Below are 24,967 nucleotides of genomic sequence, written 5' to 3'. Positions count from 1 at the left end.
TGCCACGGTGACTTTCAACGTCACGGCAGTTCCGGTGGTTCCGGTGGTTCCGTCTTCGCCGGTGGCTGTTGATGACAGCTCGCCGGCCGTCTCCGGTGTCACCGTGGTGTTTGATGTCGCGGACAACGATTCGGACGACGACGGAAATCTCGATGTCACGACCGTGTCGGTGACTGTGGTGCCATCACACGGTGCCGTCTCGGTCGACCCTGTTTCTGGTGAGATCAGGTACACCGCGGACTCGTTGTACACAGGGACCGATACGTTTACGTATGAGATCTGCGACACCACAGACCGTTGCGACACCGCAATCGTCACAGTCAGGGTTACGGCTCCTCCGGCAACCAGTACGCCACCAGTTGCTGCAGACAACGACGTGACCACGACTACCGGCAAACCAGTAGTCGTCGATGTCCTCGGCAATGACACTGACCGTGATGGTGATCTTGACCCGACTTCGGTCTCGATCGTTGCCGGACCCAGCCACGGCACCGTCGATGTTGACCCTGATGCCGGAGAGGTAACCTATTCGCCCGACTCCGGCTACACCGGCACCGACTCCTTCACCTACAAAGTGTGTGACGTTGACGGCAATTGCGACACCGCCACTGTCGCAGTGAAGGTCGGCGTGGTAGCAGGCCTGGTAGTCGGCCCGCCAGTCGATGCTGGTCGATCTCTCGCAGTCACGGGCGCCGACTCTGGCCAACCGATAATTCTTGCGACTCTGCTCTTCCTGACGGGACTACTCCTCGCCCGCAAACGCCGTCGATCCATCTGAGGAAGCCTGCTTCGAGAGGATCGGTTCACAACGCACCAGGCGATAACCCAAGATGAGTGCCGTTTGAGAAATTTGAAGTGGGGCAGGATGGTTTGATGAAGATATTCAACCCTCCACGCACGAATCTGCAGGCATCCAATGTCATCCTCGGGATGATGAGGATCTCGGACATGGACGATCAGGGGATCCGCGCCCTCGTCGGCACCGCTCGGGATGCCGGCATCAATTTCTTTGATCACGCCGATATCTACGGTGGCGCGCACGGCTGCGAAAAGCGGTTCGGTGACGCGGTCACGTTCACGGACGTAGAGCGTGAGGCGGTCATCATCCAGTCAAAGGTCGGCATCCGTCAGGGCTTTTTCGATTTCTCCAAGGAGCACATCCTCCGCTCGGTCGACGAGTCTCTCGCGGCGCTGAACGTCGACTACCTGGACATTTTGCTGCTGCACCGTCCGGACACTCTGGTCGAACCCGAGGATGTTGCCGCGGCGTTCGACGCGCTGCACGCCGCGGGAAAGGTGCGCAACTTCGGTGTCTCCAACCAGACGCCCGGGGTGATCGAACTGCTCAAGCGTTCGGTCGACCAGCCGCTGGCCTTCAACCAGGTGCAGCTGAGCATCACCCACGCGCCGGTGATCGCTCAGGGAGTCGCGGCCAACATGGCCGGACTGGAGCAGTCCGTTGTGCGGGACAACGGGCTCCTCGAGTACAGCAGACTGAACGACATCACCCTGCAGGCCTGGTCGCCGTTCCAGAGCGGCAGCTTCGACGGCGTGTTCGTGGGCGACCGGGAGAATTACGGCCCGCTCAATGACGCCCTCGATGACATCGCCGCCGCCCACGGGGTCACGCCGACGGGGATCGCGGTTGCCTGGATCACCCGGCACCCGGCCAACATTCAGGTGGTTCTGGGGACGACCCGGCCGGCCCGAGTGGTGGAGTCTGCCGCAGGGTCCGAGATTGCGCTCAGTCGTGAGGAGTGGTACCGCCTTTTCACGGCCGCTGGGCACGTCCTCCCGTAAACACGAGGGCGGCCGGGCCTAAACTGCGAGCATGTTCAACTCCCTGCGCGTGAAATTCAGAGGCCGATCGGTGTGAAAGCCGTCGTCTACGACCGGTACGGCCCGCCAGACGTGTTGCGGATCGAGGACATACCGGTGCCATCGCCTGGCCCGAATCAGGTGCTCGTGGAGGTTGTCGCGGCATCCGTCAATCTGTCGGATTGGGAGGGATTGCGGGGGTCACCGTTCTACTCCCGGATCGGGGGACTCCGCGCCCCCAAGCGCCGGGTGCTCGGTTCCGATATAGCGGGACGTGTCGCCGCTGTCGGCGCCGGCGTGACTCGGTTCCACGTCGGCGATAAGGTGTACGGCGACAACCTGGCCCTGATGGGCGGGTTCGCCGAGTATGCCGTGGCGCCCGACGCGATGCTGGCGCACAAGCCGGAGGGGCTCACGTTCGTCGAGGCCTCGACGCTGCCGCAGGCGGGCGCGATCGCTCTCAGGGGCATGGCTCGAGTTCGGCCGGGGCAGCGCGTTTTGGTCAACGGTGCCGGTGGCGGATCGGGTACGTTCGCGATCCAGCTCGCCGCCCTCGCCGGGGCGCACGTGACAGGTGTCGACAATGCGGAAAAGCTTGACTACCTTCGCGAGCTCGGCGTCGATGACGTGGTTGACTACCGCCGCACGGACTTCACGAGGCTCGAACCGTTCGACCTCGTGTTCGATCTCGTCGCCCACCGAACCGTCTTCGCCTACCGGCGGGCGCTGGCTCCGGGCGGCCGCTATTCCTGCGTCGGTGGAGCAGTGCCGACACTGCTGGCTGTTGCCACGATCGGCGCTGCGCTCGGCCTGCTGTCCCGGCGCCGGATGGGTGTTCTTGCCGTCAGGGAGGGACCGGCCCACTTCGTGCCCGCGGCCGACCTGTGTCTCGCCGGCGACCTCCGCATTAGAGTCGACCGCACCTTCAGACTCGACGAAGTGCCGCGTGCACTCGCCTACGTCGGCGAGGGGCGGGCGCTCGGCAAGGTGGTCATCACCCCGCAGCACCACGAAGAAACCCGGCGGCCGGCGACGAGCTGAGCGCCCTGAGTGGGTCGCGCAGTTTGTCGGCCGTGCCGCCGGGCTTCAACCGTAGCGGTGGGGCAGGAACGGTGCCGGTGTTAGACGGACGGGGTCTGCCCCGCGTGCTTCGCTTCGTCGCGCACCTCTCCGGCCGCATCGGCGGTCTCGGACTTGACGGTGTCCGCTGCGTCGGTGGCCGTGCCCTGCACGGCCTCCGCTGCGTCGCTGAGCGGCTGCTTAAGGTTTTCGGCGACCTGCTTCGCGGCGTCGGTCACCTCGTGGACCAGCGGCTCAGCGGCTTCGGAGACATTCCCGGCGATTCGCTTCTCGGTGGAGCTCGCCGGAACCAGCGACGAGGCCAGCCAGCCGACACCGAAAGCGATCAGGCCGATGGCCAGGGGGTTGCCCTTCGCCTTCTGGGCGGCCTGGTGTGCGACGCCGGAGGCGTTATCGGCCACTCCAGTCAGGGAATCGCCGGCGTCGGATGCCGAGCCCATCAACTTGTCCTTCACAGAGCCCACGGCCCCTTTCACCTTGTCGGCCTGGCGTTGCATGATTTTGTCCGGCGTGACCTTGTCAGCCAGAGCGTCGACGTCGCTGCCGAGTTCGCGGCGGGTCTTTTCGATCTCGGCGCGGAGAACATCCGGATCGGTGGTCGAGCTGGAAGTGAAGTCGGTGCTCATCGGTTTTCCTCATTTCTTTTGAGTGCGTCTGGAATGTGCTTCAAAGAGTCGACGGTGCGCGGCGCGCCCTGAACGGTCTTGAGTTCCTTGCGGCCGAGGACGTACAGCACGGCGGCCACGATTCCCCAGACCACGGCGACGATGAACGCCGCCCAGGCGATGTCGATGACCTGGCCGAGTCCCCACCAGGCCGCGAACGACAGGAAGAGAACGGTGAGGTGGCCGGCATACCCGGCACCCCCGACCAGACCGGCGCCCTTTCCGGCGCGGGTGGCGGACTGACGGACTTCCGCCTTGGCCAGCGCGACCTCCTGGCGCATGAGCGTGGACACGTCACGCGTGACCTCACCGAGCAGGTCGCCCAGGGAGGTCTCGGCAGCCTTGCGTTCGGATGGGGTGTGCAGGTCGGTCATCGCGGAGTCCCATCGAAACCGGCGTTGACGGAGTGGAACTCGGGGTTGGAACCGTATCCGGCGGTGGTTCCCGCGGCGTAGTCGGCGCTGGTGCTGTAGTCGGTGTTGACGGCGGTGTGACCGGGGGCGACCGTGGTCTCCTCGGCCGCATCCTCGGCAGCGTCCTTCTTCTCCTCGACCACTCCGCGCGTGAGCCGCCCGGCGAGGACGCCTGCCACAGCGGCGATGGCAATAAAGGTTCCGGGCTTGCGCCGGGCGTAGTCCTTGACCTCCGTGAGGAGGGAGCCTGGGTCGCGCTGGTCCAGCCAGTCCGCGATGCCGGTGGCGCGCGTCGCGGCCTGTTCGATGAGGTCGCTGGCCACTCCCTGGGTTTCGGATGCCCCGGCCATCGCACCGAACTCGTCGGCGAGCGATCGGATGCCCGACGCGACCCGCTTCTGCTGGGACGCGGCCTGGTCGGTGAGTTCCGTCTGGGTCTCCTGGTAGAGGTCCTTGGCCTGCTTCTTGGCCTCGGAGCCGACCTTGTGGAGCTCCTGCTTGGTGACGCCGGCGACGTGCTGGCCCGCGGCGACCGAGGTGTCCTTGACGTCGGCGGCCCGGTCTCCGGCGGTGGGGCTCTGGCCCGCAGCGGCGGGGGCCGCACTGCCACCGAAAGAGGCGGTCTGTGTGTCGGTGTTGAAGTCAAATCCGGCGTTGCCGGGGGCGTATGTTGGGTCGGCGTTGGACATGGCTCTCCTTCGAAAAGTGGACGGGCCCGACGGCGAACGCCGACGGAATTCCCAGGTCGCACCTATCATGAACGGGCAACCCAAGGCCGTGCAAGCTACCTGAGAATAGTGACGAATTCTGCCAGCGTGCGTGACGAAACCGGGATTAATTACGTCAGGGAGCGCGAATCTCGCACCGCACGGGACACCTAGTAGGAGCCGCCCTCGACTTCATCCGATCCCGGGATCCAGCGAGCAGCGAGCGCTTCCGACTGGCGGGCGAGAACGGCAACATCCGCTCCGACGAGTACGAAGTCGGCTCCGGCGTTCAGGTAGCTCTGCGCCACGGCCGGGTCGAAAGCGTTGACCCCGACGTGCTTGCCCGCCGCATGCACCGCACGGAAGGCGCGCAGCACGGCTTGTGTCACATCGGGATGTGTCTGCTGCCCGATCAGGCCCATGGAGGCGGCAAGGTCGCTGGGGCCGACGAAGACTCCGGCCACCCCGTCGACCGCTGCGATCTGGCCGGCGGCTTCGACCGCGGCGCTCGTCTCCACCTGCACGAACAGGGCCACATGGTCGTCGGCGTTGTCGAGATAGCCGGGCACGCGGTTCCAGCGGGCGGATCGGGCCAGCGCCGAACCGACACCGCGGCGCCCGCGCGGGGGATAACGGATGGCCTCGACGGCCAGACGCGCCTCGTCGGACGAATTCACCATGGGTACCAGGATGTTCTGGGCGCCGAGGTCCAGCACCTGCTTGATCGTGACCAGATCATTGGCCGGAACCCGCACCAGCGTCGACACGGGATAGCCGGATGTGGCGTGCAGCTGTGCCAGCACGGATTCGAGGCCGTTGGGGGAGTGCTCCATGTCGAGCAGGAGCCAGTCGAGGCCGGCACCGGCGCAGATCTCGGCGACGATCGGAGAGCCCGAACAGAGCCACATCCCGGCGAGCGGGCGGGATGCTCCGCTCAGGACCTCACGGAACGTCGGGTTCAGTCGAAACGGCATGAGATCGTTCCCATCGGTCCGTAGTCGGCCAGAACCGAGTCTCCAGGATGCACCCACATCGGGCGGGTGAACGAGCCTGCGAGCACGATCTCGCCCGCCTCGAGGCGGTCGCCATGCTGGGCGAGTTTGTTCGCCAGCCAGACCACGCCGTTCGCCGGGTGATTCAGCACGGCGGCGGCCACCCCGGTCTCCTCGATGGTCTCGTTGCGGTAGAGCAGCGCTGAGACCCAACGGAGGTCGACCGCGTCGACCGCGGTCGGGTTGCCGCCGTGAACCATGCCACCCATCGCCGCGTTGTCGCTGATCGTGTCGACAATCGTGCGACCGGGCATCTCGATGCGCGAGGAGAGGATCTCCAGGGCCGGCACGACGTACTCCGTGGCACGGAGCACATCGAAGATCGTGGCGTTCGGCCCGACGATGGTCGCGCCGAGCACGAATGCGAGTTCGACCTCGATGCGCACATTGGAGAACCGGGCGTGCTCGATCACCGAACCGTTCTCGAAGACCATGTCATCGAAAATGGCGCCGTAGTCGGGTTCGGTGATGCCCGTGGCCACTTGCATCACTTTCGAGGTCAACCCGATTTTTCGGCCGACGAGCCGCCGACCGGCCTCGACACCGCGTCGGCGCCACTCGTTCTGCACGGCGTAGGAATCTTCGACGGTCATCTCGGGGTGACGTAGGGTCAGGCGCGGCACCATCGCCCTGTCGCGTTCCGCCGCGGCGAGTTCGTCCGCGATCGCGATGATTGTTTCCGGGGGCAGCATAGTGTCCTTCTTCTCGCGTCGGCCGTTGTTAAAGCTGGTTACCGAGCTTGTACTCGCCCTGCTTCCACGTGGGCATCGACTCGTCGTCGCCCTTGCGAGTGTAGGAGAAGCCGTCGGCCCCGATGGTCACCGCAAGCTCACTTTCGTCGGTACGTGCGATCACAGGCTGCGGGTTGCCGTCGAGGTCGAGCACCAGTGACGCGTCGGTGTACCAGCTCGGCACGACCGGGGTGCCCCACCAGTCACGGCGCTGGTTGTCGTGCACGTCCCAGGTCACGACCGGGTTGTCGGGGTCGCCGGTGTAGTAGTCCTGGGTGTAGATCTCGACCCGGTGGCCGTCGGGGTCGCGCAGATAGAGGTAGAAGGCGTTCGAGACGCCGTGGCGGCCCGGGCCGCGTTCGATCGCATCGGACCGGCGCAGGGCGCCGAGCTTGTCGCAGATGGCGATGATGTTGTGCTTCTCGTGGGTGGCGAAGGCGACGTGGTGCATCCGCGGGCCGTCGCCGCCGGTCATGGCCGTGTCGTGCACCGTCGGCTTGCGGCGCATCCAGGCGGCGTAGACGGTGCCTGCCTCATCCTGGATGTCCTCGGTGACCCGGAACCCCAGGTCCTCCATATATGCGACGGCGCGCGGCACGTCGGGGGTGACCTGGTTGAAATGGTCCAGTCGCACAAGGGCGCCCGGTGTGTACAGGTCGTAGCGCCAGGCGAGGCGTTCGACGTGCTCGACGTCGTAGAAGAACTCGTAGGGGAACCCGAGCGGGTCCTCGACCCGAACCGAGTCGCCGATGCCCTTGGTCCAGCCGTCTGGCCGGCGCTCGACGCGGCAGCCGAGTTCGGTGTAGAAGGCGACGGCCTTGTCGAGGTCTTCCGGCGACCGCACCCGGTAGGAGAAGGCGGCGACCGCTGCGACCGGCCCCTGACGCAGCACCAGGTTGTGGTGGATGAATTCCTCGAAGCTGCGCAGGTAGACGGCATTCTCATCCTCCTCGGTGACGATGAGGTCGAGAACGTCGACGTAGAACTTCCGGGAGGCGGCGAGGTCGGTGACGACGAGTTCCATGTAGGCGCAGCGGAGCACATCGGGCGCCGGAGCCTGGGGAGTGGGGACGGGATTCGTCGAGCGCACCGGGTTGGCGGCGGTGACGACGGGTTCGGGAGATTCGGGGGTGATGGTCATGTCAGATCCTTAGCGTCAATGCGAGGGTGCGGAAGCTGACGCTCCCGCTCTGGTGATGAGGTGGTGGCTCAGTGCTGCTCGCCACTTTTGCCGAAGGTGGGGTTGTGCACCTCGCCGAGGGTGATGTGCACCGCCTGCTGGTCCGTGTAGAAATCGATCGAGCGGTAGCCGCCCTCGTGCCCGAGGCCCGATGCCTTGACACCGCCGAACGGCGTGCGGAGATCCCGCACGTTGTTCGAGTTGAGCCAGACCATGCCGGCCTCGACACCCTGGGCGAAGTTGTGCGCCCGCTTGAGGTCGTTCGTCCAGATGTAGGCCGCCAGCCCGTAGCGCACACCGTTGGCCAGGGTGAGTGCTTCCTCGTCGGAATCGAACGGGGTGATCGCCACGACGGGGCCGAAAATCTCCTCCTGGAAGATCCGGGCATCCGGTGCCACGTCGGCGAAGACGGTGGGTGCGACAAAATTGCCCTGAGCGAATCCCTCGGCGCGTCCGCCGCCGGCGACCAGGCGGGCTTCCTGCTTGCCGATCTCGATGTAGCTCATCACCTTGTCGTAGTGCTCGGGGTGAACGAGGGCGCCGACTTCCGTCGCCGGGTCGTTCGGGTAACCGACGACGACGCGCTTGGCCTGGGCCGCGTAGCGTTCGACGAATTCGTCGTACACCGAACGCTCGACGAGGATCCGGCTCCCTGCCGTGCAGCGTTCGCCGTTCAATGAGAACACTCCGAAGATTGTGGCGTCGACGGCGGCTTCGAGATCGGCGTCCGCGAAAACCACCGCAGGAGACTTGCCGCCCAGCTCCATCGACAGTCCCTTCAGGAAGGGTGCGGCGTTGCCGAAGATGAGCTGGCCGGTGCTGCTCTCGCCGGTGAACGAGATGAGGGGCACGTCGGGGTGCTTCACGAGAGCGTCGCCCGCGTCCTCGCCCAGCCCGTTCACCAGGTTGAACACGCCTGCGGGAAGCCCGGCCTCCTCGAAGATGCCGGCCCAGAGCGAGGCTGACAGCGGTGTGAACTCGGCAGGCTTGAGCACAACCGTGTTGCCGGTCGCCAATGCAGGTCCGAGCTTCCAGGACTCGAGCATGAACGGTGTGTTCCACGGGGTGATCAGCCCTGCCACGCCGATCGGCTTGCGGTTGACGTAGTTCATCTGTCGACCGGGCACTTTGTACGCGTCGTCGGATTGCGCGACGATCAGGTCGGCGAAGAAGCGGAAGTTCTCGGCGGCGCGCCGTGCCTGCCCCAGGGCCTGAGTGATCGGCAGGCCGGAGTCGAAGGACTCCAGTTCAGCGAGTCGAGCATCCCGGGACTCCACGATGTCCGCGACCCGGTGCAGCACGCGAGAGCGCTCGCGGGGCAGCATCCGCGGCCACGGCCCCTCGGTGAAGGCGCGGCGGGCGGCGGCGACGGCGAGATCGATGTCGGCCTTCTTGCCTGCGGCGGCGCGCAGGTACGTTTCGTTCGACACGGGGTCGAGCACATCGAACGTGTCCCCGTCGACGGAATCGACGAACGCGCCGCCAATGTAGTGCTGAATCCGGTCGGGGAGATCAGCGGGAACGTGCCGCGTCGCTGGGGCGGGGGTCGTCTGGGTCACGGTGGGCCTCCTGGGTTTGATGTCGGTCAGAATGCGGGAAGGCCGCGGATGTGCCTGCGACCCAGGAGGGCAGGGTCAGCCCCGTTGCCGGGCGGAGTGAGCTCGTCGTCGATGTCCATGAGCCCCTTCGCTCGCGTAACGTATTTGAAATAATATACGAAGTGGCCGGATGAGACAAGCACCGTGTTTGTCGACGACAGCGCGTGATAAATTTGAGCGTTCCGAATCCGGAGCGGTACAGCACGTAGAACATCGTCGAGAGGCTCAAGCATGAGCGAACAACCTGGCTTCCGAGTCCGACGCCTGAATAAACAGCATCGCACGGCGTTTGTCGCGTTGTTCGCTGAACACCCGCAGGCCGAAATCGATGACTCACCGGAGACCTACTTCGACGACACCATCGAACTGCAGGCCGAGTCCATGGCTCTCGCCCTGGTCGCCGAAACGGAGGACGGCCGGCTTCTCGGCGCTGTCGTCACCGAGCCCGACAGCTACGTCGACGAGGATCAGCTCGACGAAGACTCCACCGACGATGACATCGACGACGCCATCGTCAGCGATCACGGCACCGCCGTCTTCGAGCTGCTGATCACCGGTGGCTCCGCCTGGGTGTGCAAGGCACTCCTCAACACTCTCGCGCCGGCCCTCACCACCCGCGGCTTCGCGCAGGTGCACGCCAGCATCCCGCCCGACCTCGCCGACGTGTTCCGTGGCCAGGGCTGGGTTGTCCTGCCCGAGAACACGGGCATCGCGTGGATGGGCATGGACCAGTCGGACGAGCAGGTGCGCGACTACGAAGCGATCCCGAGCGGTTCGTTGTCCGCCTACCTGATCATCGACCCCAACGTGTACATGTCCTGGCCGTATGACGCCCCGTACGACCCCGAGGACGACGACTCCCGCCAGGAGAACATCGCCCGGGGCATGGAGGAGTTCGCAGCCCGCGTGGAGGCGGAAGCATCCTCAGACGGTCTTTCCTCGAACTGATCGCTGACTCGAACCGACGGCGCCGGCCGCGCGCCTCCGGCGGTCCTCGTAGGTCACCACGATCATGTGCGGCACGGTGAGTCCGGCCAGGTCGATGAAAACCAGCTGCAGAATCTGATCGCTCAGACCGGCGCCGGGGCCGAACGCGACGAGGAATGTCCCCACCGCGAGAAGGGGGACCACGGTGTAGGCCACCACGACGAGGGCCGTGTGCCGGCCATTACCCCGCTCATCGCGGAATCCGCCCTTCAGATGTCGGAAACTGTGTAGCGCGCAGAAGTACAGCAGGAAGAAGACCAGCGGCTCGGTGACCAGGGCGAGCACGGTCGCGAAGACGATTTCGACGCTTTCATGCGACCGGTGCCGCACGGCGACCACGGCGGCGAGCAGGAGACCGGCCACGGCGAGCGGCCCGAGCCACTCCTGACTCCGGCCACCGACGCGCCTGGGTCACCGGCCAGCACCACGTAGATGGCGCTGACCTGGTCGTGATGCGACAGCGCCGGAACGGTGAGCAGCCCGAATCCGGCGAGAAAACGCAGCCAGACCGACCGATCGGAGTTCCAGTCCGACCCGAAGTGCAGGGCGGACACGAGGAGGAACGCGGCCAGGCTCGCCACCGGCGCGACCAGCCAGAGGAGCACCACGCCGACCACGACCAGAATATAGACGGCGGTGAAGCCGGTATGCCAGGCCGGGTACCTGGTGCCGAATGGTCCGGCCCGCGGCATCCGAAAACGTCCAGGTCTTCCAGCTCGCGGACACGCGGTGTGACAGCTCGTGCCGTTCCGGCCGCCAGAAGCACCAGCTGCGGTCGTCCTGGTATTCGGTGCGCGGTTCCAGCACGATGACGCGGGGGCCGGACTGCTCCCGGGCCAGCCGGGCGGCCAGCGTGAGCCCCGTCAGTCCTCCACCCAGCACGACCAGGTCCGCGTCCGCGTCAGGCGTCATCTGTGCTCCTTGTGTTCGATCACGTCCGGGGTGCTGACTTGATGATCGTCGAGCAGCCTAGTGGCGGAGAATGTGCGTTTCTCGGGCATTCACAACTCGGAAAAAAGCGCATCTGACCACGAGTTACACGTGTGCGCCCAATCCGAGGGCGAGTGACGGCCGGGAGCGCTCAGTGGATGACCGCGAGCAGCACGCCGACCGCGACGAAGAGCACGCCGAAGACACGGTTCAAGACGCGCTGACCGTGCGCGTCGCGCGTGAATCGCTGGAAGGAACGCGCTGTACCGGCGAAGAAGAACCACATCACCAGAACGTCGATGACGACGGTGGTGGCGGCGACGATCAGGTACTGGGCCGCCAGCGGTCGGTCGGCCCGGATGAACTGGGGCAGGAACGCCAGGAAGAACACGATCGCCTTGGGGTTCAGCATGTTCACCCACAGCCCGCGCCGGAACATCGACCAGCGGGGCTCGTCGCTCAGAGTCCGGGTGCGCTCGCCATCGAGATCCGGCTTGGCGAGAAATTGACGGATGCCCAGGTAGACCAGGTAGGCGGCCCCCACGTAGCGGATGAGGTTGAAGGCAAGCGGGGAACTGGCCACGAGCAGGCCGACGCCGAGGGCCACGATCGCGATGTGAATGAGGAGGGCGGCCTGCTGGCCGAGGATTCCCCAGATGGAGCGGCGAAAGCCCGCGTTCAGGGCGTTGCTCATGGTGTTGATCGCCCCCGCGCCCGGCGTGAAACTGATCAGGGCACCCGCGCCGACCAAGGCCACCCACAGGGAAAGCTGCACAGGGACATCCTCGTTTCGTTCCGATTGCGGCTATCCCGCCTGCGACTGGGTCAGGCCGTGACGCCGTGTGGCTGTTTGCGCTTGCGAAGACGTGAGATCCCGGTCAGGGCCACGACGATGATCAGGCCGAGGATGAGCCCGAAGACGAGCGACATCGCGGTGTCGGTGACCCAGACGATCACCGGTCCGGCAAATTCGACCACTTCCGTCACAGCGTGCACCACGTCGTAGGGGCCGGTCCAGATCGTGTCGTGCAGGTTGGCGATCACCAGGTGGCCGCCGACCCACAACATGGCGACAGTGCCGATGATGCTGATCACTTGGAACACGGCCGGCATGGAGCGCACGATGCGCGCGCCGGTGCGTCTCACCCGTCGTACCGGGTTCTTCATCAGCGACAGTCCGATGTCGTCGATCTTGACCAGCAGGGCGACCGCGCCGTAGACGAGCACCGTCATACCCAGGCCGATCACGACCAGAGCGCCGAGCGTCATCCCGATCCCGAAATCGGGATCGAGACCGGCCAGTGCGATGAGCATGATCTCGGTGCTGAGGATGAGGTCGGTGCGAATGGCGCCGAAGACGAGTTTTCGCTCATCCCGCGCTTCAGTCGCGCCGGCGGCGTGGTGAACGCCGAACCACTCGGTGACTTTCTCCGCACCCTCGAAGCACAGATAGGTGCCGCCGATGATCAGCAGCCACGGCAACACCCCCGGCGCGAATGCGGAGAGGAGCAATGCCAGCGGGATGATGATGACGAACTTGTTGAACAGGCTGCCGAGTGCGATCCGCCACACGATGGGAAGCTCGCGAGCGGGCGACAGTCCCTGAACGTACTGAGGCGTGACGGCCGCATCGTCGATCACGACACCGGCGGTCTTGGCGCTCGCTTTGAGCGCAGCGGTGAGTATGTCATCGACAACGGCGAGCAAGCCGACGGACATCTGGTTCTCCTTGGATTCAGGGGCGTCGTCCCGGTGGTGGGCGACGGCAACGGGGTCTACTTTACCGCGCGCCAGGAGAGGCACAGGCACCTCCCAGACGGCGGAATGAAGATGGAAACTGGTATCGCCATCACGGCGCGAACGATATATCGTTAACTATCGTCGAGCCGGGTGGCTACGGCACTGAGGAGGACATCATGAGTGGTTCATTTATGGGCGATGGGTTCGGGGCACGGCGCAATGGTGCCGGCGAGGGCTGGCCCAGCGGCATGTGGGACGCGATGGAGCAGCTTCGCGGACAGTTCGAGCGCAAGGCCGGCCCCCGGATGGCGCGCGGCGACGTGCGTGCGGCGGTGCTCGCGCTGCTGGCCGAGAAGCCGATGCACGGCTACCAGATCATTCACGAGATCGAGGAACGCAGCAATGGTGCCTGGAAGCCGAGCCCCGGCTCGGTGTACCCCACGCTTCAGCTGCTCGCCGACGAGGGTCTCATCAACGCCGAGGAGTCCAACGGTCGCAAGACCTACTCGCTCACGGACGAGGGCCGCGGGGTTGCGCATGCCGCGGCAGACCAGCCCGCCCCGTGGGAGGCTCAGGGTGCCCGGGACACCGGGCGTGCGACCGCGCTGCCGAAGGCCGGCATCGATCTGGCCCAGGCCGCCGCGCAGGTCGGGCGCTCCGGCAACCCCGAGCAGGTGAAGCAGGCCGTCGCCATCCTGGATGAGGCGCGTCGCAAGCTGTACGCCATCCTCGCCCAGGACTGACCGAGTGCCCACAGCACGTCGGCACCGCGGAGTACAGGGGACCGACGTCGGTAACCTGCGCGCGCGCTCCCGCAGGATCCTCCGGTTCGCAGCCCTGTATCTGGCGCAGACGTGGTGGTACGAACTGGTCCTCCCGCGGTTCGGGCTCGCACGGCTCGCCGCCCGAAACCGGTCAGCGCGCCTGCAGCACATCGCGCAACGCTTCCACGTGCTCGCGGTCGACCTGGGGGGTCTCATGATCAAGGTCGGCCAGTTCATGTCGTCGCGCCTCGACGTGCTGCCGCCGGAGATCACCAAAGAGCTTGAGGGTCTGCAGGACGAGGTTCCGCCGGTGCCGTTCCCGGACATCCGTGCCCTCGCCGAGGCCGAGCTGGGTGTGACACTGGAGCGCGCGTTCTCCTACATTGATCCGACGCCGCTGGCGGCGGCTTCTCTGGGGCAGGTCCACCGGGCGAGGCTGTCGACGCTGGATGCCGCCGAGACCGGCCTGCTCGACGTCGTCGTCAAGATCCAGCGGCCGGGCATCGCCGAGATCGTCGATGTCGACCTCGGCGCCCTCCGCCGCGTCGCCCGCTGGCTCAGCCGCGTGCGACTGGTCTCGGATCGCGTCGACATGCCTGCCCTGGTCGAGGAGTTCGCGTTCACGAGCCTCGAGGAGATCGATTACCTGCGGGAGGCGGCGAGCGCCGAACGGTTCGCGCAGAACTTCGCCGACGACGCCCGGGTCGGCGTTCCCGAATTCGTGTGGGAGCGCACCACACGGCGGGTGCTGACCCTGCAGGACGTCACCGCGATCAAGATCAACGACGTGGATGGGCTGCGGGCGGCCGGGATCGACCCGTCCGAGGTTGCCGACGACTTCGCGGCCGTGATGTTCGACCAGCTCTTCGTGCACGGGTATTTCCACGCCGACCCGCACCCCGGCAACATCTTCGTCACGCCGCTCGCCGCCGGTGCGCCCGGAGCGGAGGGTGGACGCACCTGGAAATTCACCTTCATCGACTTCGGGATGATGGGCGAGGTACCCGATGCCCTGCGCCAGGGCCTGGTGCAACTGCTCATCGCCGCCGCGTCCCGCGACGGCAAGGGGATGGTGGACGGCATCCGCGAGGTGGGTGTGCTCCTCCCCTCCGCAGACACCGCCGAACTCGAGCGGGCCATGACGAAACTGTTCGCGCGCTTCGGCGGGATGGGTTTTGCCGAGTTGCAGGATGTCGACCCGCGCGAATTCCGCGCCTTCGCCATCGAGTTCGGTGACGTGGTGCGCTCGCTGCCGTTTCAGCTTCCGGAGAACTTCCTCCTCATCGTGCGTGCGATGTCGCTGACCTCGGGAATGTGCAGTTCGCTCGACCCTGCCTTCAATATTTGGAATTCCGTCGAGCCGTACTCCGCCCAGCTGATTCGCACCGAGGGCGGGAATGTGGTGCAGGCGGCCGCGAAGCAGGTGGTGTCGGTTGCGGGCGTCGTCGCGCGGCTGCCCAGGCGGCTCGACAACCTCCTGACGCGATTCGACGAGGGCACGGTCTCGGTGCAGACCCCTCGGATCGAGCGGCGCCTGATCGACCTCGAGCGAACCGGGCGGCAGGTCATCTCGGCGATCCTCTTCACCGCCCTCTTGATCGGCGGCATCCTGCTGCGTTCCGATGACGTCGTGCTCGGCACGGTGCTCCTGGTCGTGTCCGCCCTCCCACTGCTGCACGCCCTCTTCGCCGGAACGCTGGCGCGGCGCGGGCCGCTGCCCTAGACGCCCAGGGAGCTCAGACGACCGAGGGATTACTGTGTTCTCTATGTCTGGTGAGAACGAGAAGCAGAATCCTGGGTCGGCGGCGGCCTCGAGCCCACGACGCGCGCCGCGAGGCGAAAGCAACGGTCCGGGGCGGCGGGAGCATCTGTGGAGCAGCCGGCTTCTTCATCAGGTGGGTGACGCCACCTCGCTCGCGACGGTGGGGCTGGCTGTCGCATTGCTCACGGCGCTCTGGCTAATGGTGGGCTTCCTGGTCGGCTTTCCTTCCTGGTGGAACAACGTGCTCTACAGCGTCACGTCCTCGATCACCCTCGTCATGGTGTTCGTGATCCAGCACACCCAGGCTCGGCAGCAGGCGGCGACACAGCGCAAGCTCGACGAGATGGTGCGAGCGCTTCCGACCGCCAACAATCGGCTCATCGCCGTCGAGGAGGCCGCCTCCGACGTGGAGCTCGAGGACCTGGCGGATACGAATCTCGATCACCGCAGGCAAGCGGAAACCGAAACCCGGCAATAAGTCTGAGGGTGAACCGGCCACGGATGCCGCGGGCGGGCCTCCAAGGGTCGGCGCGCGGGGTCTGGACAGGCTCTGCCACCGGGTGCTCGAGTCCTGCCGAGCAGCCGGGATCGGATTGACGAACAAGTCAATCGGCAGGACCATCTCGGTATGAGTACGGAATCAGAGCGGAACGCCGTCGCCAAGGTAGTCGATCGTCTCGTCGAGAGATTCCCTCATATCCCGCGGGAGAGCATTGAGAGGGCCGTCCTCGAGGAGCACACCGCTCTCGAGGGGCGGCCGATCCGAGACTACGTTCCCGTTCTGGTCGAACGCGGGGCCACAGGCCGTCTGCGCGGGCATGGCACGACGTCGCAGGCTCCGACGGCTGCGACAGGTGCAACAGATGGGGCACCTTCCGCATTTGGTCCCGCGGCTCAGCCCACCGATTGGCGCTCATAGAGCGCCGCCGGCCGGACGTCACCGGCGGCCCCGTCACGTCTCGTGCCGCCCATCCGGGGGTGGCCATGCAAAGATGGTTAGCAACCCTCACCACAGGCTCTCAGCCTGCGTCCCCATCCAGTTCGACATCCGCGCCTCCAGTAGCGCCCGTGCCGGTGTCGGTGACTACGTGCGTCATCGATGCGAAAAGGTTTTGATGTGTTTGATTTTGTCGGGGACCAGTATGAGCAGATCCTGTTCAGCAGCTGGCAGCATTTCAGCCTCGTCGTGCAGTGCCTGATCCTGGCGACGCTCCTCGCCGTAGTACTGGCCGCCCTCGTCTACCGAAGTTCCGCGCTCACCGGGATCGCCAACTCGGTGTCGGCCATCGGCCTGACCATCCCGTCGTTCGCCTTCATCGGACTGCTCATCGCGCCGCTCGGCTTCGGTGTCGTTCCGGCCGTCATCGTGGTGGCGTTCTTCGCCACGCTGCCTATTCTGCGGAACGCGGTCGTGGGCCTGTCGGGCATCGCGCCGTCGATCGTGGAATCCGCCCGCGGCATCGGGATGAGCCGGTTCCGCACGCTGCTGCAGGTGGAACTGCCGATGGCGTGGCCGATCATCCTCACGGGCATCCGGGTCTCCGCTCAGATGGTCATGGGAGTCGCGGCCATCGCCGCCTACTCCCTCGGCCCGGGGCTGGGCGGTTTCATCTTCTCCGGACTCTCCCGCCTTGGCGGCGCCAACTCCCTCGAGTCTGTGCTGACGGGCGTCATCGGCGTTGTCGTGCTCGCCCTCATTCTTGATCTCCTCCTCGTCGGCCTCGGCCGCCTGACCACACCTCGAGGTATCCGTGTCTGAATTCATTTCATCCGCCGCCGTTGTATCAACCAACACCGACGATTCCGCCACCCGTCCCGGCATCACCGGTGCCAGCATCCTTCTGGACCACGTCACCAAGCGTTTCCCCGGCCAGGCGCGCCCCGCCGTCGACGGTCTCACCATGGAGATCCCGGCCGGAAAGATCGTCATGCTGGTCGGCCCCTCGGGATGTGGCAAGACCACGACCCTCAAGATGATCAACCGACTCATCGAACCGACCGAGGGCCGCATCGTCGTCGACGGAGACGACGTGACCGACATGAACGGCGACACCCTGCGCCGAGGCATTGGCTATGTCATCCAGGCCGGAGGGCTCTTCCCGCACATGACGGTCGCCAGGAACATCGGCATCGTGCCGAAGATGCTCGGCTGGGACACGGCCCGCATCGCGACCCGCGTCGACGAACTCCTCGAGCTCGTTTCCCTGGACCCGGCGCTCTACCGCGACCGGTACCCCAAGGAGCTCTCCGGCGGCCAGCAGCAGCGCGTCGGCGTGGCGCGGGCGCTCGCGGCCGACCCGCCCGTGCTGCTCATGGACGAGCCCTTCGGTGCCGTCGACCCGATCACCCGGCTGCGCCTGCAGGACGAACTGCTCAACATCCAGGAAGAACTGCAGAAGACCATCGTCTGCGTCACCCATGACTTCGACGAGGCCGTCAAACTCGGCGACTGGATCGCCATCTTCAACGAGGGTGCCCAGCTCGAGCAGTACGACACCCCGGAACGCATCCTCGGCGACCCGGCCAACGAGTTCGTCGAGAACTTCATCGGCTCCGGCGCCGGCCTCAAACAGCTCACCCTGACCCGGGTGGCGGATGTCGCCCTCAGCGACGCCGTCGTGGGCAACCCCGGCGAACAGGCAACGGATGTCCTGGCCCGCGTCGTCGAGGCCGGCCACGGCCACGCGGTCATCGTCGATGAGCGTCGCCGACCCATCCAGTGGCTCTCCGTGCGCCAGCTCGGCCGCCTCGAAACCATCGGCGACGTTCCCGACCCGAAACTCCCGGTCGTCGGCAAGCACGCCACGCTCAACGACGCGCTCGACACGATGCTCGTGTCCAGCGCCGGGGCCGCGCTCGTTACCGGTCGCCGTGACATGTTCAAGGGCGTCATCGACGTGCAGACCGTGATGGACGCCATTACCCGGTCACAGACCGCTGCCGTGCTCGAATCGGACCAGGCGCCCGTCGGGCTGAACACCGGCCTGTTCCAGGCGCAGACGGCTGCCGCCGGGGCCGACCCGAGCGAAGCCGTGGAAAACGGCGCTGACGCGCAGGCCGTTCAGTGACCACCCGCACCCTGACTACGGAAGCCCGCCTGGCCGGCGGCGACTCCGCCGTCGAAACGCCTGGCGACCCGGCCGCGCCGGTCCTACCCGTCAGCCGCGCCCGCGCGACGTGGCGGTCCTGGCGGGGACTGGTCTACCAGCTGGCCGGCATCCTGCTCGCGTTCCTGGCCCTCGTGATCTGGCTGAACACGGCGGACCTCTCGCCGATCGAGCTCACCACCCTCGCCCCGGCCGCGCTCTGGGTCTACACGGTGGAACATATCCAGCTCACCCTGCTCGCCGCGGTGATCGTGCTGGTCATCGCGGTTCCCCTGGGAATCGCCCTGACCCGCAGACCCCTGCGATTTCTGACCGCTCCGGTGCTCGCCATCGCCAACTTCGGGCAGGCCGCCCCCGCGATCGGCGTCGTCGTGCTGCTCGCGTTCTGGGTCGGCTTCGGATTCTGGGCCGCCACACTCAGCCTCGTGCTCTACGCCGCGCTCCCGGTGCTGCGCAACACCATGGTCGGCCTGCAGCAGGTCGACGCCCGCCTCATCGAGGCCGGACGCGGCATGGGTATGAGCTCCGCGGCCGTGCTGTTCCGCGTGGAGCTTCCGCTCGCTGTGCCGGTCATGCTGTCGGGGGTGCGCACCGCCCTCGTTCTGCTGGTGGGCACCGCCGCCCTGGCGACGTTCGTCAACGGCGGGGGGCTCGGCATCCTGATCACCACGGGCGTCAATCTCAGCCTCACCCCCGTGCTCATCACCGGAGCCCTGCTCGTTGCCCTGCTCGCCCTGCTCATCGACTGGATCGGCCGCGTCGTGGAACACGTCGCCCGCCCGAAGGGACTCTAGATGTACCGCTCCTCGTCTCGCACCCGTCGCACGTCGCTCGGTCGCTGGGGTGTCGCAGCCGGTGTCCTCACCCTGTCCGCCGTCGCCCTGACCGGCTGCGGGCTGAAGCCGGCGACCTCCTACGTTCCCGCGGTCGGACCGGGGTCGATCACCCCGCTCGACGGTGCCGAGGGAGTCGACCTCACGGTCACGTCCAAGAACTTCACCGAGCAGCTGCTGCTCGGCAAGATCGCGGTGCTTGCCGGGACCGCCGCGGGATTCGATGTCACGGACCTCAGCAATCTGCCCGGCAGCCAGCCGACCCGCGAGCTGATCCTCTCCGGCCAGGCCGACGTGCTCTGGGAATACACCGGAACCGCGTGGCTGACCTACCTCGGTCAGGAGGAGGCGATCGCCGACCAGGGCGAGATGTGGCAGGCCGTGTACGACATCGACATCGAGAACGGTGTCACCTGGGGTGCGCCGGCACCGATGAACAACACCTACGCCCTGGCTGTGCGCAGTGAGGCGATCGCCGAGCTCGGCGGCATCACCTCCATGTCCGAACTCGCCGCGCTGCCGGTGGAGGACCGCACCTTCTGCATCGAGTCCGAATTCAACTCCCGGCCGGACGGCATGAACCCCATGCTCGCCCACTACGGGCTGGAACGCGGTGCCGCCGCCGGCGTGCCCGACGGCAACATCGGCATCTACGACACCGGTGCGATCTACAGCGCGACGGATGACGGGGCCTGCAACTTCGGTGAGGTCTTCACGACCGACGGCCGCCTCGACGCGCTCGACCTGACAGTCCTGATCGACGACCTCAAGTTTTTCCCGGCGTACAACGTGGCGCCGGTCTTCTTCACCGAGTCGATCGAGGCCACCCCCGGCCTGGAGGAGATCTTCGCCGAGATCTCACCCAAGCTCACCGACGAGGTTCTGCGCGGCATGAACCGCAAGGTTGACGTCGACGGTGAGGAACCTGCCGATGTGGCCTATTCCTGGATGATCGACGAGGGTTTCATCACCGACCCGACCGACTAGCCGACCTCGCCCGTGTGTGGCCAACTCAGGACATCCGTCACCCAGATCGCCGAGCGCCCCGGATCGCTGCGGGCCAGCAGTGGACGCCCGGCCGGATCTCCTGAGTTGGCCACGGCCCGCGCACCTGCCTGTCTAGGCTGTACCCATGGCCACAGTCATTCTCGTGCGGCACGGCCGCACCACCGCAAATGCCACCGGATTGCTGGCCGGGCGCACCACGGGGGTCTGGCTTGACCAGATTGGCCAGGACCAGGCGGCCGTCACGGGCAAGCGACTCGCCGTGGTGCCGCTGGTCGGCGTGGTCTCCAGCCCCCTGGAACGCTGCCGGCAGACATCCCAGTTCATCCTCGATCACCAGGCCGGCTCGCCGGCGACGCCGCTGGAGGAGGGCATCACCGAGTGCGACTACGGGCAGTGGCAGGGCAAGGCCCTCGGCGATCTCGCCAAGGAACAGCTCTGGTCGGTTGTGCAGTCCCAGCCATCGGCCGTCACCTTCCCCGGCGGTGAGTCGATGGCGACCATGCAGGCCCGGTCGGTCGCCGCCATCCGTCGTCACGACGCGGCGTTCGAGGCCGAACACGGCCCCGGCGCGGTCTGGGTGGCGGTCAGTCACGGCGACATCATCAAGTCCGTCCTGGCCGATGCGCTCGGCATGCACCTGGACCTCTTCCAACGCATCAATGTGGGTCCGGCATCCGTTTCGATCGTGCGTTACGGCACCAGCCGGCCGAGCGTTCACGCCATCAACACGGATGCCGGCGACCTCTCCTGGCTCGGCGCCAGTGTTCTGTCGGCCGACGCGCCGGTCGGCGGTGGGGCCGGTCAGGTGCCGCACACGACGGTCACCTAAAATACCCACATGCCCACAATCGTCCATGAGTTCGCCTGGCCGGATCGGGTCGTCGTCGGCACCGTCGGTCTGCCTGGGTCTCGCACGTTCTACCTGCAGGTGCGCACCGGAGCTCAGATCGTGAGCATCGCCCTGGAGAAACAGCAGTCCGCGTTGCTCGCCGAGAAGATCGACGAGATGCTCGACCAGCTGATGAGCCACGAAGGCAACCCGTTCAGCATCCCGACCAACACGCCCGTCGAGCTCGTCGACAACGAGCCGCTGGATCAGCCCGTCGCGGAGGAATTCCGAACCGGCGGGATGAGCCTGGGCTGGGATCCCTCGACCGTGCAGGTCGTGCTCGAGGCTTACCCGCTCGTGGAGGTCGACCCGGGGATCGACGACGTGCCCGACGAGGAGCTGCTCGACGCGATCCTGCAGGAGCCGGTGGAAATGCTGCTGGTACGGATGCCCGTCGGCACCGCACGCGCCTTCGCCAAGCGCACCCGCGAGGTGGTGGGGGCCGGTCGCACCCTTTGCCCGCTCTGCGGCGATCCCATCGACGCTGACGGGCACACCTGCACCCTCCCCGGCAGCCCCTGATGCTGCCGGGTGTCACCCCCGACGACGCTGAGCTCGGCGGTGAGGTCGGTGGTGCGCTCGGCGGTGTGGTCGGTGGTGCGCTCGGCGGTGTGGTCGGCGGTGTGCTCGAGCTCACAGGGCGCATAACGACGGCCTCGAATGCGACCTTCCTCGGCACCATCGGTGACGTCACGGTCGTCTACAAGCCCATCGCCGGCGAGAATCCGCTCTGGGATTTTCCCGACGGCAATCTCGCCAGCCGCGAGGCCGCGGCCTACCTCGTCTCAGAGGCCTTCGGCTGGAACGTCGTGCCCCGCACCTGGCTGCGGGGCGGCCCGATGGGTCCGGGGATGGTGCAGCTGTGGCAGGACGCCGATCCCGAACAGGATGCCGTGGACCTGGTCCCGTGGGGAGACGCGCCGACCCCCGGCTGGTGCCGGGTCTTCGACGGCCGGGACGATCACAATCGGGCGGTGACCCTCATCCATGAGGACTCGGCCGTGCTGCGGCGCATGGCCGTGTTCGACATCGTCGTGAACAACGCCGATCGCAAGGGCGACCACATCCTCGCGATGCCGGACGGGCACCGTCACGGCGTCGACCACGGCCTCACGTTCCACACCGACCACAAGTTGCGCACCGTGCTCTGGGGCTGGCTGGGCGATGAACTCACCGCCGACGAGCTCGACGGGATCGACCGGGTCAGCGCGCAGCTGACCGGAGAACTCGGCGGCATCCTCGCCGGGTTGCTCAGCGAGGTCGAGATCGCCGCACTGGTCGCGCGCTGCGACCGGTTGCGCTCCGAAGGCCGGTTTCCGGCCCCGCGTGGCGACATGCCCGCGGTACCGTGGCCGCTGTTCTGACGGCGGCTGGGACTGCGGCGCTGATCGCGGTGTGGCGGCGGCTGGGACTGCGGCTGCGTCTGCGGCGTCGATCGCGGCGACGTACGATCGGTGAATGCCCCCGCCGTCCCCTTTGCCTCAGCGCCACGGGCTCGAGGCCGCCTGGGTGTGCACACCGGATCGGGACCGCCCGCGGTCGCATCCGTGGCCGACCATGGGGGAGTGGTTGCTTGAGCGTCTCGCCGCGTCCGTCGACGTCGCCGGGTTCCTGGCCGGGGAGCGGTTCCGCTACCAGTCGGGCGCCCCGGTCGTCGGCAGCGACCCGTATGGCCCGCACACCTTTGTCTGGTTCCATCGCGATCTCGTCGCCGAGGCATCCGTACCCGGCATCGTCCACGTGGTGCATCGGGATGCCCGCCTCGTCGTGATCGACAAGCCGCCGTTTCTCTCGACCATTCCGCGCGGTCGACACGTCGTGCAGAGTGTGGTGGTGCGCCTGCGCGCCGAGTTGGGACTGCCCGAGCTCTCGCCGTTGCATCGCCTGGACCGCGTGACATCGGGCCTTCTGGTGCTGGCGACGGAGCGACGCTGGCGCGGGGAGTACCAATCGATGTTCCAGCGCGGCGAGGTCGGCAAGACCTACCGTGCACTGGCCCCGCTGCGACCGGATCTGGATTTCCCCATCACCGTGCGCAATCACCTGACCACCAGGCGAGGCCGATGGCAGGCCGAGGTCACCGACGAACCCGTCAATGCCGAGTCGCTGATCGAGCTGGAGACCGTGTTGCGGCACACGGGCGTCTATCGGCTGACGCCGCGCACCGGCAAGACCCATCAGCTGCGGATGCACATGCTGGGCCTGGGGATCCCGATCATCGATGACCCGGTGTACCCCGTCGTTCAGGATGTCGCGATCGACGATTTCACCCGCCCGCTCCAGCTCCTGGCAAGCGACGTGAGCTTCACCGATCCCATCGACGGCGAATTGCGCCGGTTCGAGAGCGTGCGCACGCTGCCACTGCGGGCTGCGGGCTGCGGGCTGCGGGCTGCGGTCGGAGCCTGAGGCCGGCGCCTGAGGCCGGCGCCTGAGGCCGGCGCCTGAGGCCGGCGCCTCGGGCAACGGTGGTTGAGGCCGGAGCCTTGGGCCGGCGCCTTGGGCAACGGTGGTTGAGCCTGCCGAAACCCGGCGAGTCGACCTCTGAACCGGTCTATCGGCATCCGCACCCGGGCTCCCTGAGGAGACTTTGGCGGCACAACGGTTGAGCTTGCCGGAACCCGGCGAGTCGACCTCTGAACCGGTCTATCGGCATCCGTACCCGGGCTTCCTGCGGAGACTTTGGCGACACGGTGGTTGAGCTTGCCGAAACCCGGCGACCCGGTCTCCGAGCCCGGCCACGGACCCCCGGCCGAACGAATTCGACGGAGATTTTGCTCAAACCCGGCCCAAAACATCCGTTTCGGCTCGAAATTGGCAAAATCTCCGTCGAATTCGTTAGAGGGCCGGGCGTATGACGGCCACAACTACGGATACCGATGCGCGGCCGACTTCAAGGCTGCACCACGCTGACCAAATTACTTTCGATGAATAGTCAGCACCTATTGACTCTAGATTAGTACACGTTTACTATAGTGGTATGGCAGGAGCCCCCACTCCGCACCACCCCACCACCTCACCGCAGGCGGTGGCTTCCAACGTGCAACAGCCCCTCGTGCAACANTTGATTCGGTCGCCTTCTCTCTTTTGAGCGAGGCGGAGGCGATGGCGGTGCTCGGCACGGTCGAAGACCTCGGCCGTAGGGTGGATGCGGCCAGGGTTGCATCCGCTGCCGACATTGCGGTGCGGTCTCGGCGCATCCTGGGCCACGAGTCCCTCGCGTATAAGAACGGGGCGACCAATGGAACGGACCTGATCACCCGCCTGACCCGTGTTTCCTCGCGGGAGGCGAACCGGCGGGTGCGCCTCGGCGACAACGTCACCCCGCGTCTGGCCGGCACCAGCATGCTGCCGCCGTATTACCCGGCCGTGGCGGCTGCCCTCACCGCCGGCGACCTCGGCGTCGATGCTGCCGAGAACATCGTCACCGCCCTCGACACTGTTGCTGCCCGGGTCGCGCCGGACGACCTGGGCACCGCGGAGCGTGCCCTGGTGGCCAGTGCGACGGGTGCGATCACCGACGAAACGAGCGGGCTCCCCGGTGAGGGGTTCGCGTTCCCCGCGGATCTGGTGCGGGGCATGGCGGGGCAGTGGCTCGCGCGCCTGGACCCCGACGGCACCGCCCCGAACGAACCCGTCGCCGAACCGCGCAGCACCGTCGGCTTCGGACTCCTCCGCGACGGCCTCTACCCACTCCGCGGCGGGG

General features: G+C 66.6%; 27 protein-coding genes and 2 pseudogenes. 17 read left to right on the top strand and 12 right to left on the bottom strand.

What is annotated here, in order from left to right:
- The 3 genes from E3T28_RS16690 to E3T28_RS00540 form a co-directional block, all read left to right on the top strand.
- A partial coding sequence (locus E3T28_RS16690; RefSeq protein ID WP_166786882.1) for an Ig-like domain-containing protein occupies positions 1-778 on the top strand: 778 nt, incomplete at its 5' end.
- Between the two features lie 95 nt (positions 779-873).
- On the top strand, positions 874-1,800 hold the full coding sequence (locus tag E3T28_RS00545) for an aldo/keto reductase (protein ID WP_134426881.1): 927 nt from the start codon (positions 874-876) through the stop codon (positions 1,798-1,800).
- 72 nt (positions 1,801-1,872) lie between these two features.
- The gene (locus E3T28_RS00540) at positions 1,873-2,859 is read left to right on the top strand and encodes an NAD(P)-dependent alcohol dehydrogenase (protein ID WP_134426879.1); all 987 of its coding nucleotides are present in this window, start codon (positions 1,873-1,875) and stop codon (positions 2,857-2,859) included.
- A gap of 80 nt (positions 2,860-2,939) precedes the next feature.
- On the opposite strand, the gene E3T28_RS00535 is transcribed toward E3T28_RS00540, so the two are convergent.
- The 7 genes from E3T28_RS00535 to hpaE form a co-directional block, all read right to left on the bottom strand.
- Complete coding sequence (locus E3T28_RS00535) at positions 2,940-3,524, bottom strand: DUF3618 domain-containing protein (RefSeq protein ID WP_134426877.1); 585 nt, start codon at positions 3,522-3,524, stop codon at positions 2,940-2,942.
- On the bottom strand, positions 3,521-3,937 hold the full coding sequence (locus tag E3T28_RS00530) for a phage holin family protein (protein ID WP_134426875.1): 417 nt from the start codon (positions 3,935-3,937) through the stop codon (positions 3,521-3,523). Before E3T28_RS00530 ends, E3T28_RS00535 begins: the two co-directional genes overlap by 4 nt.
- Complete coding sequence (locus E3T28_RS00525) at positions 3,934-4,665, bottom strand: hypothetical protein (RefSeq protein ID WP_134426873.1); 732 nt, start codon at positions 4,663-4,665, stop codon at positions 3,934-3,936. Before E3T28_RS00525 ends, E3T28_RS00530 begins: the two co-directional genes overlap by 4 nt.
- Positions 4,666-4,853: 188 nt before the next feature.
- Positions 4,854-5,657 carry an HpcH/HpaI aldolase family protein gene (locus tag E3T28_RS00520; protein ID WP_134426871.1) on the bottom strand — a complete coding sequence of 268 codons (804 nt, stop codon included), beginning with the start codon at positions 5,655-5,657 and terminating at the stop codon, positions 4,854-4,856.
- Complete coding sequence (gene hpaH / locus E3T28_RS00515) at positions 5,642-6,427, bottom strand: 2-oxo-hept-4-ene-1,7-dioate hydratase (protein WP_134426869.1); 786 nt, start codon at positions 6,425-6,427, stop codon at positions 5,642-5,644. Before hpaH ends, E3T28_RS00520 begins: the two co-directional genes overlap by 16 nt.
- A 28-nt stretch (positions 6,428-6,455) precedes the next feature.
- Complete coding sequence (hpaD, locus tag E3T28_RS00510) at positions 6,456-7,607, bottom strand: 3,4-dihydroxyphenylacetate 2,3-dioxygenase (protein ID WP_134426867.1); 1,152 nt, start codon at positions 7,605-7,607, stop codon at positions 6,456-6,458.
- A 68-nt stretch (positions 7,608-7,675) separates the two neighbouring features.
- Positions 7,676-9,205 (bottom strand): 5-carboxymethyl-2-hydroxymuconate semialdehyde dehydrogenase, encoded by a 1,530-nt coding sequence (hpaE, locus tag E3T28_RS00505; protein ID WP_134426865.1) that lies wholly within the window; start codon positions 9,203-9,205, stop codon positions 7,676-7,678.
- A gap of 270 nt (positions 9,206-9,475) precedes the next feature.
- Between hpaE and E3T28_RS00500 the strand changes: the two genes are divergently transcribed.
- Positions 9,476-10,192, top strand: a complete 717-nt coding sequence (locus tag E3T28_RS00500) for a hypothetical protein (protein WP_134426863.1) — start codon at positions 9,476-9,478, stop codon at positions 10,190-10,192.
- Here E3T28_RS00500 and E3T28_RS17515 read toward each other — a convergent pair.
- From E3T28_RS17515 to E3T28_RS00480, 5 genes and pseudogenes are all read right to left on the bottom strand, one after another.
- Positions 10,169-10,594, bottom strand: a complete 426-nt coding sequence (locus E3T28_RS17515) for a Brp/Blh family beta-carotene 15,15'-dioxygenase (RefSeq protein WP_134426861.1) — start codon at positions 10,592-10,594, stop codon at positions 10,169-10,171. The two genes, E3T28_RS00500 and E3T28_RS17515, sit on opposite strands and share 24 nt — an antisense overlap.
- A 47-nt stretch (positions 10,595-10,641) precedes the next feature.
- A pseudogene (locus E3T28_RS17675) lies at positions 10,642-10,923 on the bottom strand (Brp/Blh family beta-carotene 15,15'-dioxygenase); the annotation flags it as partial.
- A pseudogene (locus tag E3T28_RS17670) lies at positions 10,907-11,143 on the bottom strand (lycopene cyclase family protein); the annotation flags it as partial. The pseudogenes E3T28_RS17670 and E3T28_RS17675, both read right to left, overlap by 17 nt.
- Before the next feature lie 169 nt (positions 11,144-11,312).
- Positions 11,313-11,936 carry a LysE family transporter gene (locus E3T28_RS00485; RefSeq protein ID WP_134426857.1) on the bottom strand — a complete coding sequence of 208 codons (624 nt, stop codon included), beginning with the start codon at positions 11,934-11,936 and terminating at the stop codon, positions 11,313-11,315.
- Between the two features lie 50 nt (positions 11,937-11,986).
- Entirely contained in the window at positions 11,987-12,880 is an 894-nt protein-coding gene (locus tag E3T28_RS00480) for a DUF808 domain-containing protein (RefSeq protein ID WP_134426855.1), read from the bottom strand.
- A 197-nt stretch (positions 12,881-13,077) separates the two neighbouring features.
- Between E3T28_RS00480 and E3T28_RS00475 the strand changes: the two genes are divergently transcribed.
- From E3T28_RS00475 to E3T28_RS00415, 13 genes are all read left to right on the top strand, one after another.
- On the top strand, positions 13,078-13,644 hold the full coding sequence (locus tag E3T28_RS00475; RefSeq protein WP_134426853.1) for a PadR family transcriptional regulator: 567 nt from the start codon (positions 13,078-13,080) through the stop codon (positions 13,642-13,644).
- 4 nt (positions 13,645-13,648) lie between these two features.
- Positions 13,649-15,388: an ABC1 kinase family protein gene (locus E3T28_RS00470; protein ID WP_241979099.1), complete on the top strand. Its 1,740-nt coding sequence runs from the start codon at positions 13,649-13,651 to the stop codon at positions 15,386-15,388.
- A 43-nt stretch (positions 15,389-15,431) separates the two neighbouring features.
- Complete coding sequence (locus tag E3T28_RS00465) at positions 15,432-15,905, top strand: low affinity iron permease family protein (protein WP_166786881.1); 474 nt, start codon at positions 15,432-15,434, stop codon at positions 15,903-15,905.
- 150 nt (positions 15,906-16,055) lie between these two features.
- Complete coding sequence (locus E3T28_RS17665; protein WP_134426847.1) at positions 16,056-16,346, top strand: three-helix bundle dimerization domain-containing protein; 291 nt, start codon at positions 16,056-16,058, stop codon at positions 16,344-16,346.
- Positions 16,347-16,544: 198 nt separating this feature from the next.
- Positions 16,545-17,186, top strand: a complete 642-nt coding sequence (locus tag E3T28_RS00455) for an ABC transporter permease (protein WP_134426845.1) — start codon at positions 16,545-16,547, stop codon at positions 17,184-17,186.
- Positions 17,187-17,247: 61 nt separating this feature from the next.
- The gene (locus tag E3T28_RS00450; protein ID WP_241979101.1) at positions 17,248-18,495 is read left to right on the top strand and encodes an ABC transporter ATP-binding protein; all 1,248 of its coding nucleotides are present in this window, start codon (positions 17,248-17,250) and stop codon (positions 18,493-18,495) included.
- Positions 18,496-18,623: 128 nt separating this feature from the next.
- Positions 18,624-19,328 carry an ABC transporter permease gene (locus E3T28_RS00445; protein ID WP_134426883.1) on the top strand — a complete coding sequence of 235 codons (705 nt, stop codon included), beginning with the start codon at positions 18,624-18,626 and terminating at the stop codon, positions 19,326-19,328.
- Positions 19,329-20,354, top strand: coding sequence for a glycine betaine ABC transporter substrate-binding protein (locus E3T28_RS00440; protein WP_134426841.1), 1,026 nt, complete (start codon positions 19,329-19,331; stop codon positions 20,352-20,354). It begins immediately after the preceding gene.
- Between the two features lie 145 nt (positions 20,355-20,499).
- On the top strand, positions 20,500-21,204 hold the full coding sequence (locus E3T28_RS00435; protein WP_134426839.1) for a histidine phosphatase family protein: 705 nt from the start codon (positions 20,500-20,502) through the stop codon (positions 21,202-21,204).
- Positions 21,205-21,213: 9 nt separating this feature from the next.
- A complete protein-coding gene (locus tag E3T28_RS00430) occupies positions 21,214-21,786 on the top strand; it encodes a DUF3090 domain-containing protein (protein ID WP_134426837.1) in 573 nt (190 codons plus the stop codon).
- Positions 21,786-22,628 (top strand): SCO1664 family protein, encoded by an 843-nt coding sequence (locus E3T28_RS00425; protein WP_134426835.1) that lies wholly within the window; start codon positions 21,786-21,788, stop codon positions 22,626-22,628. The genes E3T28_RS00430 and E3T28_RS00425 overlap by 1 nt, the downstream gene beginning before the upstream one ends.
- Positions 22,629-22,722: 94 nt before the next feature.
- Entirely contained in the window at positions 22,723-23,670 is a 948-nt protein-coding gene (locus tag E3T28_RS00420) for a pseudouridine synthase (protein ID WP_134426833.1), read from the top strand.
- 696 nt (positions 23,671-24,366) lie between these two features.
- Positions 24,367-24,967: DUF222 domain-containing protein (locus E3T28_RS00415; protein WP_134426831.1), on the top strand; the 601-nt coding region annotated here is incomplete at its 3' end.

The organism is Cryobacterium sinapicolor, from assembly GCF_004403465.1.
GTDB lineage: Bacteria > Actinomycetota > Actinomycetes > Actinomycetales > Microbacteriaceae > Cryobacterium > Cryobacterium sinapicolor.
The sequence above is the reverse complement of the archived record's forward strand: the minus strand, read 5'-3'. Positions and strand labels throughout refer to the sequence as shown.